At 71.1% G+C, this 13,472-nt stretch carries 11 protein-coding genes; 7 read left to right on the top strand and 4 right to left on the bottom strand.

All coding sequences use genetic code 11. From position 1 onward, the window contains the following. Positions 1–11 precede the first annotated feature (11 nt). Positions 12–1,745: a DNA repair protein RecN gene (recN, locus tag ACEJ41_RS07730; RefSeq protein ID WP_374011717.1), complete on the bottom strand. Its 1,734-nt coding sequence runs from the start codon at positions 1,743–1,745 to the stop codon at positions 12–14. Positions 1,746–1,865: 120 nt separating this feature from the next. On the opposite strand from recN, the gene hrcA reads away from it, so the two are divergent. The 6 genes from hrcA to ACEJ41_RS07700 all read left to right on the top strand — a co-directional run bounded on the left by hrcA (position 1,866) and on the right by ACEJ41_RS07700 (position 8,983). Next, positions 1,866–2,924, top strand: a complete 1,059-nt coding sequence (gene hrcA / locus ACEJ41_RS07725) for a heat-inducible transcriptional repressor HrcA (protein ID WP_374011716.1) — start codon at positions 1,866–1,868, stop codon at positions 2,922–2,924. A 70-nt stretch (positions 2,925–2,994) separates the two neighbouring features. Beyond that, positions 2,995–3,507, top strand: coding sequence for a nucleotide exchange factor GrpE (gene grpE, locus ACEJ41_RS07720; RefSeq protein WP_374011715.1), 513 nt, complete (start codon positions 2,995–2,997; stop codon positions 3,505–3,507). A gap of 106 nt (positions 3,508–3,613) precedes the next feature. Next, complete coding sequence (gene dnaK / locus ACEJ41_RS07715; RefSeq protein WP_374011714.1) at positions 3,614–5,542, top strand: molecular chaperone DnaK; 1,929 nt, start codon at positions 3,614–3,616, stop codon at positions 5,540–5,542. A gap of 109 nt (positions 5,543–5,651) precedes the next feature. Next, on the top strand, positions 5,652–6,770 hold the full coding sequence (gene dnaJ / locus ACEJ41_RS07710; RefSeq protein ID WP_374011713.1) for a molecular chaperone DnaJ: 1,119 nt from the start codon (positions 5,652–5,654) through the stop codon (positions 6,768–6,770). A 177-nt stretch (positions 6,771–6,947) separates the two neighbouring features. After that, positions 6,948–7,850 (top strand): pyridoxal kinase, encoded by a 903-nt coding sequence (gene pdxY, locus ACEJ41_RS07705; RefSeq protein ID WP_374011712.1) that lies wholly within the window; start codon positions 6,948–6,950, stop codon positions 7,848–7,850. Next, entirely contained in the window at positions 7,847–8,983 is a 1,137-nt protein-coding gene (locus ACEJ41_RS07700) for a prephenate dehydrogenase (protein WP_374011711.1), read from the top strand. The genes pdxY and ACEJ41_RS07700 overlap by 4 nt, the downstream gene beginning before the upstream one ends. A gap of 18 nt (positions 8,984–9,001) precedes the next feature. Here ACEJ41_RS07700 and ACEJ41_RS07695 read toward each other — a convergent pair whose 3' ends face one another. After that, positions 9,002–9,184, bottom strand: coding sequence for a hypothetical protein (locus ACEJ41_RS07695; protein ID WP_374011710.1), 183 nt, complete (start codon positions 9,182–9,184; stop codon positions 9,002–9,004). 117 nt (positions 9,185–9,301) lie between these two features. On the opposite strand from ACEJ41_RS07695, the gene ACEJ41_RS07690 reads away from it, so the two are divergent. Then, positions 9,302–10,495 (top strand): PLP-dependent aminotransferase family protein, encoded by a 1,194-nt coding sequence (locus tag ACEJ41_RS07690; protein ID WP_374011709.1) that lies wholly within the window; start codon positions 9,302–9,304, stop codon positions 10,493–10,495. A gap of 54 nt (positions 10,496–10,549) precedes the next feature. On the opposite strand, the gene ACEJ41_RS07685 is transcribed toward ACEJ41_RS07690, so the two are convergent. Both ACEJ41_RS07685 and ACEJ41_RS07680 read right to left on the bottom strand, forming a co-directional pair. Further along, entirely contained in the window at positions 10,550–11,443 is an 894-nt protein-coding gene (locus ACEJ41_RS07685) for a hydroxymethylglutaryl-CoA lyase (RefSeq protein WP_374011708.1), read from the bottom strand. Next, positions 11,440–13,470, bottom strand: coding sequence for a biotin carboxylase N-terminal domain-containing protein (locus tag ACEJ41_RS07680; protein WP_374011707.1), 2,031 nt, complete (start codon positions 13,468–13,470; stop codon positions 11,440–11,442). The genes ACEJ41_RS07685 and ACEJ41_RS07680 overlap by 4 nt, the downstream gene beginning before the upstream one ends. Positions 13,471–13,472 lie beyond the last annotated feature (2 nt).

Raw genomic sequence — 13,472 nt, 5'->3', positions numbered from 1 at the left:
CGCCTGCTGCCTCAGCGCGCGCCACCGCGCCGGCGCGTGCCGCGTGGCTGGCCGGGCGCATCCACGTCGTGATCGATGGCGCCGTCCAGCAGGCGCCGGGCGGCGGCATGGGCCTCCGGCCCGATCGCCACGCCGCCCAGCATGCGCGCCAGCTCGGCCTCGCGCCCTTCCGGGTCCAGCCGTTCCACCGAACTGCGGGTGATGCCTTCGACCGGTGCCTTGCTGACCCGGTAATGCGCATGGCCCTGCGCGGCGACCTGCGGCAAGTGGGTCACGCACAGCACCTGGCGGGCACGGCCCAGCGCACGCAGCTTGCGGCCGACAATCTCGGCCACCGCGCCGCCGATGCCCGAGTCGACCTCGTCGAACACCATGGTGGGAACTGCGTCCGAGCCCAGCGCGGCGACCTCGATGGCCAGCGAGATGCGTGACAGTTCGCCGCCCGAGGCGACCTTGCGCAGCGGCCGCGGTGGCTGCCCGGCGTTGGCGGCGACCAGGAACTCGACCCGTTCGGCGCCCAGCGGATCGGGGCGCCCGTCGCCGCCGGGTGCCGGTTCCAGCCCGACTTCGAAGCTGCCGCCACCCATGCCCAGCTCGGCGATCAATGCGGACGTGGCTGCCGACAGCGCCTGCGCCGCCTGCGCGCGGGTGGCGCTGAGGGCGGCAGCGGCCTGGCGCCAGGTGGCTGCGGCGGCGTCGATCTCGGCGTCCAGCCGCTCCAGTCGCGCGTCGGCGTCGTGCAGGGCGGCCAGCTCGGTGGCGATGCCGTCACGATGCGTGGCCAGCTCCGAAGGGCTCAGCCGGTGCTTGCGCGCCAGGTCGTGGATCCGTCCCAGGCGCCGCTCCAGCAGTTCCAGGCGGGCCGGGTCCAGGTCCAGGTCGGCGCGGACCCGGTCAAGCTGGACCAGCGCCTCCTCCAGTTGCAGGCCAGCGCCCTCCAGCAGGGCGTCGACCTCGCCCAGGCGAGGTTCGTGCCCAGCTGCGCGCGCCAGTTGGGTGCGGATCTGCTGCAACTGGCGGGTCACCGAGGGTGCATCCTCGCCGCCGAGGCCGGCCAGGGCCTCGTCGCAGGTGGCGATCAGGCTGGCGGCGTGGGCATGGCGGCGATGGGCGGCATCCAGTTCGGCCAGCGCCGCCGGCTCCAGGTCCTCGCGCTCCAGTTCGTCGAGCTGGTGCTGCAGCCAGCCGATGCGGTCGCCGACATCGCCGCGGGCCAGCAGTTGTTCGCGTTCGCCCGACAGCACCTGCCAGGCGGCAGCAGCCTGGCGCACCGCCGCGCACGCAGCCTCGTTGCCGGCATGCGCATCCAGCAGCGCCAGCTGGCTGGCGCGCGACAGCAGGGACTGGTGCTCATGCTGGCCGTGGATTTCCACCAGCAGGCCGGCCAGCTCGGTCAATTGGGCCAGGGTGGCGGGACGGCCGTTGATCCAGGCGCGCGAGCCGCCGTCGGCGCGGATCACCCGGCGCAACTGGCACTGGCCATCCTCGTCCAGCTCGTTGGCCTGCAGCCACGCCAGCGCCGCGGCGCCGGCACCCGGCACGAACTCGGCCGACAGTTCGGCACGTGCGGCTCCGTGCCGCACCACGCCGCTGTCGGCGCGCTGGCCGGACAGGAATCCCAGCGCGTCCACCAGCAGCGACTTGCCGGCGCCGGTCTCGCCCGAGATCACGGTCATGCCCGGCCCGAACTCCAGTTCGGCGGCGCGGACCACGGCGAAGTCCTTGAGGGTCAGGTGGGTGAGCATGGGCGTATTGTAGGGGCGGGCGCGTGGCCGGATGCTGGCCGCGCCGCGTCGCAGGCCGCGCGACGGGAACGATGCGGCCGGCTTGCGGCGATGGCCGCGTAGGGCTATCTATATCGACTCATGAACACCGCCCTGCCGCCGCTGGACCCCCGTGCGCGGCAGCTGTTGCGGGCGCTTATCGGCCGTTACATCCGCGATGGCGAGCCGGTTGGCTCGCAGACCCTGGCCCGGCACGCCGGACTGGACGTGAGCCCGGCCACCATCCGCAACATCCTGGCCGACCTGGAGGACAGCGGGCTGCTCAGTTCGCCGCATACGTCGGCCGGGCGGGTGCCCACCGCGCAGGGCTACCGGGTGTTCGTGGACAGCCTGTTGCAGGTGCGCTCGCTGGGCGAGCGCGAGGTCGCCCGCCTGCGCGCCGAGCTCAACGCCGGTGCCGGTACCCAGGCGCTGCTGGGCAATGCTTCGGAGCTGCTGTCGGCGATGACCCGCTTCGTGGGCGTGGTCAGCGCGCCGCGGCGCGAGCAGTTCGCGTTCCGCCAGATCGACTTCGTGCCGCTGGACGGCCGCCGGATCCTGGCCATCGTGGTGTTTGCCGATGGCGAGGTGCAGAACCGGGTGGTGGAGCCGCAGCGCAGCTTCGATCCGGCAGAACTGGAGCGGGTCGCCAACTACCTCAACACCCATTGCGCCGGGCGGCCGCTGGCGCAGATCCGCGCCACCCTGCTGCACGAGCTGCGCCAGGCCCGCGACGAGATGGCGCAGCTGCTGGCCCAGTCGGTGGACCTGGCCGAGCAGGCGCTGGAGCCGCCGGGCGACGACATGGTCCTGGCCGGGCAGACCCGGCTGATGGGCTTGCAGGACCTGTCCGATGTGGAGCGCCTGCGCGAGCTGTTCGAGGCGTTCGCCCGCAAGCGCGAGATCCTGCAACTGCTCGAACGCACCCAGCGTGCGCCGGGGGTGCGCATCTTCATCGGCGAGGAGACCGGGCTGGCGCCGCTGGACGGAGTTTCCCTGGTCACCGCGCCGTATGCCGCCGACGGCCACGTGCTGGGCGTGCTGGGGGTGATCGGGCCGACCCGGATGGCCTATGACCGGGTGATCCCGGTGGTCCAGGCCGCCGCCGACCTGCTTGGCGAGGCCCTGCGCCCCCCGGGAGGCGAACGCCCGCCGACTTGAATCACTGCGGGGCGATCCCCATAGGGGGCGGGATGGGCGGCCGGGAGCGCCGCCACGGAGCCGATGCGTGATGACCCACAACGAAACCCCTTCCCCCGGCCACGACGACGAGCCCGTGCTCGAGTCCCAGCTGCGCGACGAGATCGAAGCGCTGCGCGCGGAGATCGAGCAGTTGCGCATGGACTCGCTGCGCGAGCGCGCCGACCTGGAGAACCAGCGCAAGCGCGTGGCCCGCGACATCGAAAGTGCACGCAAGTTCGCCAACGAGCGCCTGCTGGGCGAACTGCTGCCGGTGTTCGACAGCCTGGACGCCGGGCTGGCCGCGGCCAACGGGCACGACGGCCCGCTCAAGGAAGGCCTTGACCTCACCTACCGCCAGTTGCTGAAAGTAGCCGGCGACCATGGCCTGGCCGTGGTCGACCCGCTGGGCCAGCCGTTCGACCCGGAGCTGCACCAGGCCATCAGCCAGGCCGACCCGGGCCAGGCCGCCCCGGGCAGCGTGGTCCAGGTGTTCCAGAAGGGATACCGCCTGAACGAGCGCCTGCTGCGGCCGGCGCTGGTGGTGGTGGCCCGCCACGACTGAATCGACACGCGCCGCGACCCTTGAACGCCGCCGGCGCGACCTCATCTAGCGCTCAAGGCCGATGCATCAGGCGGCCACACCACATTCCCCGAGGGAGCACCCACACATGAGCAAGATCATCGGCATCGACCTGGGCACGACCAACTCGTGCGTGGCGATCATGGATGGCGGCAAGGCCCGCGTGATCGAAAACGCCGAGGGCGATCGCACCACCCCGTCCATCGTCGCCTACACCAAGGACGGCGAAGTGCTGGTCGGTGCGCCGGCCAAGCGCCAGGCCGTCACCAACCCCAAGAACACCTTTTACGCGGTCAAGCGCCTGATCGGCCGCAAGTTCACCGATGCCGAGGTCCAGAAGGACCTGGGCCTGGTGCCGTACGCGATCAACCAGCACGACAACGGCGATGCCTGGGTAGCCACCGCGGACGGCCGCAGGATGGCCCCGCAGGAAATCTCCGCGCAGACCCTGGAGAAGATGAAGAAGACCGCCGAGGCCTACCTGGGCGAGACGGTCACCGAGGCGGTGATCACCGTGCCGGCGTACTTCAACGACAGCCAGCGCCAGGCCACCAAGGATGCCGGCCGCATCGCCGGCCTGGACGTCAAGCGGATCATCAACGAGCCCACCGCCGCGGCCCTGGCCTATGGCCTGGACAAGGCCGGCGGTGACCGCAAGATCGTCGTGTACGACCTGGGCGGCGGCACCTTCGACGTGTCGATCATCGAAATCGCCGAGGTCGATGGCGAGAAGCAGTTCGAGGTGCTGGCCACCAACGGCGACACCTTCCTGGGCGGCGAGGACTTCGACGCGCGCGTCATCGACTACCTGGTCGAGGAGTTCCAGAAGGACCAGGGCATCGACCTGCGCAAGGATCCGCTGGCCCTGCAGCGCCTGAAGGACGCCGCCGAGCGCGCCAAGATCGAGCTGTCGTCCGCGCAGCAGACCGAGGTCAACCTGCCGTACATCACCGCCGATGCCAGCGGCCCCAAGCACCTGGCCATCAAGCTGACCCGGGCCAAGCTGGAAGCCCTGGTCGATGAGCTGGTCAAGCGCTCGATCGAGCCGTGCCGGATCGCGCTGAAGGACGCCGGCCTGCGCGCCAGCGACATCGGCGAGGTGATCCTGGTCGGCGGCCAGACCCGCATGCCCAAGGTGCAGGCGGCCGTGGCCGAGTTCTTCGGCAAGGAGCCGCGCAAGGACGTCAACCCGGACGAGGCCGTGGCCATGGGCGCGGCGATCCAGGGCGGCGTGCTGGCCGGCGACGTCAAGGACGTGCTGCTGCTGGACGTGACCCCGCTGAGCCTGGGCATCGAGACCCTGGGCGGGGTGATGACCAAGATCATCGAGAAGAACACCACCATCCCGACCAAGGCCTCGCAGGTGTTCTCCACCGCCGAGGACAACCAGTCGGCGGTGACCGTGCACGTGCTGCAGGGCGAGCGTGAACAGGCCCGCTTCAACAAGTCGCTGGCCAAGTTCGACCTGACCGGCATCGACTCGGCACCGCGCGGCATGCCGCAGGTGGAAGTGAGCTTCGACATCGACGCCAACGGCATCCTGCACGTGTCGGCCAGGGACAAGAAGACCGGCAAGGAGCAGAAGGTCGAGATCAAGGCCGGCTCGGGCCTGAGCGAGGACGAGATCGCGCGGATGGTGGCCGACGCCGAGGCCAACCGCGAGGAGGACAAGAAGTTCCACGACCTGGTCCAGGCTCGCAACCAGGCCGACGGCCTGGTCCACGCGACCCGCAGCGCGGTGGCCGAGCACGGCAGCAAGGTGCCGGGCGACGTCATCGGCCGGGTCGAGGGCGCGCTGGCCGAGCTGGAGACCGCGCTCAAGGGCGACGACAAGGCCCAGATCGAGGCCAAGGCCAAGGCGGTGGAGGAGGCCGGGCAGTCGCTGTACGCGGCTGCAGCGGCAGCCGGCGCGCAGGCGGATGCCGATGGCGCCGGTGCGGCCCCGGGCGGCGCGCAGGACGACGTGGTCGATGCCGAGTTCACCGAGGTCAAGGACGACAAGAACCGGGATGCGTGATCCGGGGTGACGCGGAAGGGCGGGGCTGCGGCTCCGCCTTTCCGTGTACGGTCCAGGCACGCCTCCCGCGCTGCGGCGCATCCCCACCCCAGAACCACGATCCGGCCAGATGAAACGCGACTACTACGAAGTGCTCGGCGTGCAACGCACCGCCAGCGACGAAGAGCTGAAGAAGGCCTATCGCCGCTGCGCGATGAAGTACCACCCCGACCGCAACCCGGGTGACGCGGCGGCCGAGGCATCCTTCAAGGAATGCAAGGAGGCCTACGAGGTACTGTCCGACGCGGCCAAGCGCCGCGCCTACGACACCCATGGCCATGCCGCGTTCGAGCAGGGCATGGGGGGCGGCAGTGGCGGCCCGGACATGGGCGACATCTTCGGCGACATCTTCGGCACCATCTTCGGTGGCGCCGGCGGCGCGCGCGCGGCACGACGCGGTGCCGACATCGGCTACGTGATGGAGCTGGACCTGGAAGAGGCCGTCGCCGGCACCGAGAAGCGGATCGAGATCCCCACCCTTGCCGAGTGCGACGGATGCCACGGCAGCGGTTCGGAGGATGGCAAGGTCGAAGCTTGCGCGACCTGCGGCGGCCGCGGCCAGGTGCGCTTCCAGCGCGGCATCTTCACCATGCAGCAGGCGTGCCCGGAATGCGGCGGCCGCGGCCAGGTGATCCGCAATCCGTGCAAGGGCTGCCATGGGGCGGGCCGGATCGAGGACGAGAAGGTGCTGTCGGTGAAGATCCCCGCGGGGGTGGACAGCGGCGACCGCATCCGCCTGCAGGGCGAGGGCGAGGCCGGGCCTCCGGGCACGCCGCCTGGCGACCTGTACGTGGAAGTGCGGGTGCGCGAGCACGCGATCTTCCGGCGCGACGGCGATGACCTGCACTGCGAGGTGCCGATCCGCATTTCGCAGGCGGCCCTGGGCGATACGGTCAACGTGCCGACCCTCGACGGCGAGGCGGAGATCCGCGTTCCCGCCGAGACCCAGGCCGGCAAGGTATTCCGCCTGCGCGGCAAGGGCGTGCGCTCGGTGCGCAGCCGCAACCCCGGCGACCTGTACTGCAGGGTGGCGGTGGAGACGCCGGTCAACCTCACCGCCGAGCAGCGCGACCTGCTGGAGAAGTTCGAAGCCACGTTCAGCGGTGACGAAGGCCGCCGGCATTCGCCGCGCTCGGCCACCTTCCTCGATGGGGTGAAATCCTTCTGGGGCCGGATGACCTCGTCCTGACGCCCGCGCACTGGCTGCGCCAGGCCGCGATCAACCGCGCCACGCGCCGGCATCCACCATTGCACCGGTTTCTCCAGGACAGTGGCGGCGATGCCGATGACAGTTCCACCTGAAACGCTGCGCGCCGGCAATGGCACGACGCGCTAGCATGCTCAGCCCCGTGACTTCGCCGAACGCATGAGCCAGACCCTGGAAAGCCGCCTGGTCCACGAGCGCGGCAACCGCCCGTCGGGGCCCACGCCGGTGGACCTGGTGTCGGTGCAGTCGCAGCTGGCCTATGGCCACGCCGGCAACAGCGCCGCTGTCCCGGTGCTGCGCATGCTGGGCGTGCGCGTGGCCGAAGTGCCGACCACGCTGCTCAGCAACACCCCCTTCTATCCGAGCATGCGCGGCAAGGTGCTGCCGGCCGACTGGCTGGCTGATCTGCTGCATGGCCTGGACGAGCGCGCCGTGAGCGCGCGCGCGCGGATGCTGGTGTCGGGCTATTTCGGCAGCGTGGCTAACGGCGAAGCCTTCGCCGACTGGCTGGAGGCCTGCCATGCCGCCGGCACCATGCCGCGCTATCTGCTCGATCCGGTGATCGGCGACACCCATACCGGCGCCTACGTGGAGCCTGGCCTGGAGGACGTGTTTGCGCGCCGGCTGCTGCCGCTGGCGTGGATGGTCACGCCCAATGCATTCGAACTGGAGCGCCTGAGCGGGCATCCGGCGCTGCGCGAGGCCGATGCCCTGGTCGCGGCGCGGATCCTGCTCCAGCGCGGGCCGGAGTGGGTGCTCGCACACAGCGTGGTCGGCGAGGGCCTGGTCGCCCTGCTGGTCGGCCACCACCAGGCATGGAGGTTGTGCTCGCCGCACCTGGACCTGGACGTGGCCGGCACCGGAGACGTGCTGGCCGCGCTGGTGGCCGCGTTCCTGCTGCGTGGCGAGGCACCGCCGCGTGCGGCCGAGCGCGCGCTGGCGGGGGTGCATGCAGCGCTGGAATCGACCCTGGCCCATGGCTGGGAAGAACTGGACGTGCTGGCTGCTCCCGCCGCGGCGCTGGCCGATGGTCCTGCGCGTTTCCCGGCGGTGGCGCTTTGAACGCGGCCGATGCGCGCACGGCTGCCCGGCCGGTGGTCGGCATCGTCGGCAGCGCGGGCGCCTACGGCCGCTGGCTGCGCCGCTTCTTCGAGCAGCGCATGGGCCTGCAGGTGCTCGGCCATGACCCGGCCGACCCGGCCAGCGACCTGCCCGAGGCCTTGCTGGATCGCGCCCAGGTACTGGTGTTCGCCACCCCGATCCGGCACACCCCGGCGTTGATCGCCGACTATGTGGCGCGCTCGGCCGGACGCGAGCGCAGGCGCCTGTGGCTGGACATCACCTCGCTCAAGCAGATGCCGGTGGAGGCGATGCTGGCCTCGCAGGCCGAGGTCGTGGGCCTGCACCCGATGACCGCGCCGTTGAAGACGCCGACCCTGCGCGGCCGGGTGGTGGTGGTGTGCGAGGCGCGCCTGCAGCACTGGCGGCCATGGCTGCACACCTTGCTGGACGCACTGCAGGGCGAATACGTGCACGCCGCGCCGGAGCGCCACGATCGGGTGATGGCGCTGGTGCAGGCCATGGTCCATGCGTCGGCGCTTGGCCAGGCGGGGGTGCTGCGCAGCTTTGCCGACGAACTGGGCGGCCCGTCCGCACTGATGCCGTACCGCTCTATCGGCTTCGAGATGGATGCGGCGGTGATCGCGCGGATCCTCTCGCTCAACCCCGAGATCTACGAGGACATCCAGTTCTGCAACCCGCACACCGGCGAGATGCTCGCGCGCCTGGCCGCGCAGATCGGGCGCCTGCAGCGGCTGGTGGAGCGTGGCGACGAGGCGGCGCGCAGCGAGTTCCGCAGCCATTACCTGGAAGACAACCGCCAGGCCTGGGGCGAGCCGGCGATGGCCGACGGCAGCTACACCTTCGAGCGGGTCGGCTACCTGCTGGCCGACCTGACCGAGACCCGGTGCCTGAGCGTGCACCTGCCGGCCGATCGCCCCGGCTCGCTGCGCAGCCTGCTGAACGTGTTCGAGCAGCACGGGATCAGCCTGACCTCGATCCACTCCTCGCGCACCCCGGCCGGCGAAGTGCACTTCCGGATCGGCTTTGAGGCCGACGCGGACGTGGAAACGCTGCGCGCGGCCGCCAGCCAGATCGACGGCGAGGGGCTGGGCAGGGTTCTCGGAAACCCGTAACCGCTACCGCGCCGCCACTCAGGCCGAGGTCAGTACCAGGGTGCCATCGGCATTGGAAAAGCGCTTGTCCTTGCGGACCAGGCGCTGGCCGTCTGCAAGCTCGTAGCGCAACGAGACTTCGCCGTCGCGCTCGTCGTGGAACTCGATGATCACGTAGGAATTGCCGTCGTCGCCGACGGCCGGGAACTGGCGGAAGGACATGGCGGTCTCCTGGAGAGCGTGCACGGGAACCGATTGTTTCCGTTGCGCGGTAAAAGGACGTTGAATCAGTGTGAAAGTTTGGTGGCGGGCCCCGGGCGGGACCGTACAATGCGCCCCATGCCTACCCAATTCGTCCTGTCCGGGCGCGCCCGGGCGCTGAACAGCTCTGCCATTCGCGAGATCCTCAAGGTCACCGAGCGACCCGAGGTCATCTCGTTTGCCGGCGGGCTGCCGTCGCCGGCCACCTTTCCGGTGGAGCGCATGCGCCAGGCCACCGAAAAGGTGCTGCGCGACGCGCCGCACGCGGCCCTGCAGTACGGGCCCACCGAGGGCTACGGCCCATTGCGCGAGTGGATCGCCGAGCGGCTCAGCCGCCCCGGCGCGCCGATCCCGGCCTCGCGGGTGCTGGTCACCACCGGCTCCCAGCAGGGCCTGGACCTGCTGGGGAAGGTCCTGGTCGACGAGGGCAGCAAGGTGCTGGTGGAAACCCCCAGTTACCTGGGCGCGCTGCAGGCGTTCTCGCTGTTTTCGCCGCGCTTCGAGGCCCTGCCGGGCGATGCGCAGGGTATCGTCACCGATGCGCTGGACGCCGATGGCCTGGCCGGTGCGCGCTTCCTGTACTGCCTGCCCAACTTCCAGAACCCGACCGGGCGCAGGATGCCGCTGGCACGTCGCCAGGCGCTGGTGGCGCTGGCCGCCGAGGCAGGGGTGCCGCTGCTGGAGGACGACCCCTACGGCGAGCTGTCCTACGGCGGAGAAGCCCTGCCGTCGCTGCTGTCGATGAATCCCGACGGCGTGGTGTACATGGGCTCGTTTTCCAAGGTGCTGGCCCCGGGCCTGCGCCTGGGCTACGTGGTGGCACCCGAGCCGGTGTACGCCAAGCTGGTCCAGGCCAAGCAGGCCGCCGACCTGCATACCCCGTCGTTCTCGCAGTACGTGGTCCACGAAGCGGTGCAGGACGGCTTCCTCGACACCCACATCCCCACCATCCGCAGCCTCTACGCACAGCAGTGCGAGCGGATGCTGGCCGCGCTGGCGCGGGAGTTCCCCGCGCAGGCGCGCTGGAACCGTCCCGAGGGCGGCATGTTCATCTGGGTCGAGCTGCCCGAAGGCCTGGACACCGGCGCGCTGCTGGCAGAGGCGGTGGAGCGCAACGTGGCCTTCGTGCCGGGTGCGCCGTTCTATGCGATCGAGCCGCGCACCAACACCCTGCGGCTGTCGTTCGTGACCGTGCCGGGGGAGAAGATCGACGCCGGGGTCAAGGTCCTCGGCGAGCTGCTCAAGGCCGCGATCGCCGCGCTGCCCGGTTGACCCCCGGCGCACGGCGGCGCTGATGCTTGCGGGCCGGCGCGTCCCGCAGGTCGCTCAGGCGCCGGCCATGGCCTGGCCGACCTTGCTTCCGTTGGCACGGCCCAGGCGCTCGCAGAGCCATCGGCCGGTGGCTGCAAGTGCCTCCAGGTCCACGCCGGTGCCGATGCCCATGCCGTGCAGCATGTACACCAGGTCCTCGCTGGCCAGGTTGCCGCTGGCACCGCGCGCATACGGACAGCCGCCGGTGCCGGCCACCGCCGCATCGGCCACACGCACGCCCGCCTCGACGCAGGCGGCCACGTTGGCCAGTGCCTGCCCGTAGGTGTCGTGGAAATGCACCGCCAGGGCCGCGATCGGTACCTCGGCGGCCACTGCCAGCAGCATCTCCCGGGCCCGGCGCGGGGTGCCTACGCCGATGGTGTCGCCCAGCGAGATTTCGTCGCAGCCCAGCGCGTGCAGCCGGCGCGCCACCCGCACCACGTCGGCCAGCGGCACCGCGCCCTGGTAGGGGCAGCCGAGCACGGTGGAGACGTAGCCGCGCACGCGCACGCCGTCGCTGGCGGCACGCGCCATTACCGGGGCGAAGCGTTCGATCGACGCGTCGATGGTGGTGTTGATGTTGCGCTGGACGAAGGCCTCGGATGCGGCTGTGAACACCGCCACCTCGGTGGCGCCGGCGGCGCGGGCGCGCGCATAGCCCTGTTCGTTGGGGACCAGCACCGGATACGACACGCCGGGGAGGCGGGCGATGCCGGCCATCACCTCGGCGGCGTCGGCCAGTTGCGGCACCCAGCGCGGGCTGACGAAACTGGTGGCCTCGATGCTGCGCAGACCGGTGGCCGAGAGCCGGTCCACCAGCGCGATCTTGTCGGCGGTGGCCACCGGCGTGGCCTCGTTCTGCAGCCCGTCGCGGGGCGCAACCTCGACCACGCGCACGAAGTCGCTCACGGCGTGCCGTCCGCATGCGGTGCCGGTGTGACCACGGCCAGCAACGCGTCGGCCTCGACGAAGTCGCCGACGGCCGCGTGCAGTGCCGCCACCGTGCCCGGGTGAGGCGCCTTGATCGCCAGCTCCATTTTCATGGCCTCCATCACCAGCAGCGGCTCGCCGGCCGCCACCACCTGGCCTGGCTGGACCTGGAGCATGGCAATCCTGCCCGGCATCGGTGCCAGTACCCGGCCATCGCCGGTCGCATCGGTGCCGGCGCCGGCCTGCTCCGGCGGCAGCAGGTGCATCCACACGCGCCGCTGGCCGTCGTGCAGTTCCAGCGCCTGGCCGTCGAAGCGCACTGCCAGCCGGCGCGCGCGACCATCGATGCACAGGTCCAGGCGGGTGCCGGTGAGGCGGGCGTGGGTAATGTCCAGCGGCGCGGCGTCGTCGATCGCCAGCTGCCATTGGTTGCCGTGGCCGCGTGCCGCCAGGCTGTGGACGGTCTCACCCACCTGCAGCCGGAGCTGGCGCGCGGCACGGCCATGCAGTCGCCAGCCGTCGGCCAATGCCCACGGCGAATGGGGATCACCGGTGCTGGCGTGGGTGAGGTCCTGCGTGCGCAGCAGCCAGGCCGTGGCGCCGGCGGCGAGCAGCGTGGATTGCGCCGGCGCGCCAGGGTCAAGGAACTCATCCAGGTGCCGGTCCAGGTAGCCGGTGTCGATCCGGCCTTCGACCACGGCCGGGTGCCGTGCCAGTGCCTCCAGGAACGCCAGGTTGGTCTTCGGCCCGGCCACGTGGCACTGGGCCAGTGACTGGCGCAGCAGGGCCAGGGCCTGCGCACGGTCGTCGGCGTGGACGACGAGCTTGGCGATCATCGGGTCGTAGAACACGGTGACCGTGTCGCCGGCCTCGACCCCCGCGTCGATGCGGACCTGTGGCGTGGCGCCGGGCACCTCCAGCGCCCGCAGGTGGCCGGAGGCAGGCAGGAAGCCGGCATCCGGATCCTCCGCGTACAGGCGCACCTCGATGGCATGGCCGCGGCTGCGGATGTCGTCCTGTGTAAGTGGCAACGGCTGGCCGGCGGCCACCCGCAATTGCCATTCCACCAGGTCCAGGCCGGTGACCATCTCGGTGACCGGATGTTCGACCTGCAGCCGGGTGTTGATCTCCATGAAGTAGAACGTGCCGTCGGCATCGACGATGAACTCCACGGTGCCGGCGTTGACGTAGTCGATCGCGCGCGCGGCATCCACTGCGGCCCGGGCCATGGCCTGGCGCAGCGGCGCGGTAGGGTAGGGCGAGGGCGATTCCTCCAGCACCTTCTGGTAACGCCGCTGGGCCGAGCACTCGCGCTCGCCCAGGTGGACCAGGTTGCCGTGGCTGTCGCCGAACACCTGCACTTCGATATGCCGCGGCCGGGGCAGGTAGCGCTCCAGCAACACCCGGTCGCGACCGAAGGCGTTGCGCGCTTCGCGCCGGCAGCTCTCCAATGCCTCGGCGAAGGCCCCGGCGCGATGGACCACGCGCATGCCCTTGCCGCCGCCGCCGTGGGCGGCCTTGATCATCAGCGGGAAGCCGGTGCGCGCGGCCTCGTGCGCAAGCGTGTCCGGCGCCTGGTCCTCGCCGGTGTAGCCGGGCACCACCGGTACCCCCGCCTGCGCCATCAGTTGCTTGGCCCCGGCCTTGCTGCCCATGCGCCGCATCGAGCCCGGGCGCGGACCGATGAAGACCAGCCCGGCCGCCTCCACCGCCTCGGCGAAATCCGCGTTCTCCGACAGGAAGCCGTAGCCCGGGTGGATCGCCTGTGCGCCGCTGTGCAATGCCGCGGCGATCACCGCATCGCCGCGCAGGTAGCTGTCGGCCGGGGCCGCGCCGCCGATGCAGCGGGCCTGGTCGGCCATGCGCACGTGCAGGGCGCCGGCATCGGCTTCGGAGTACACCGCCACCGTGGCGATGCCCAGCCGGCGGCAGGTGCGGATCACGCGGCAGGCAATTTCGCCGCGGTTGGCGACCAGCACCGTGTGGAACAGGCCAGGCCGTGCCATGG

It is taken from the genome of Pseudoxanthomonas koreensis, from assembly GCF_041890415.1.
Classification (GTDB): Bacteria; Pseudomonadota; Gammaproteobacteria; order Xanthomonadales; family Xanthomonadaceae; genus Pseudoxanthomonas; species Pseudoxanthomonas koreensis_A.
The sequence above is the reverse complement of the archived record's forward strand: the minus strand, read 5'-3'. Positions and strand labels throughout refer to the sequence as shown.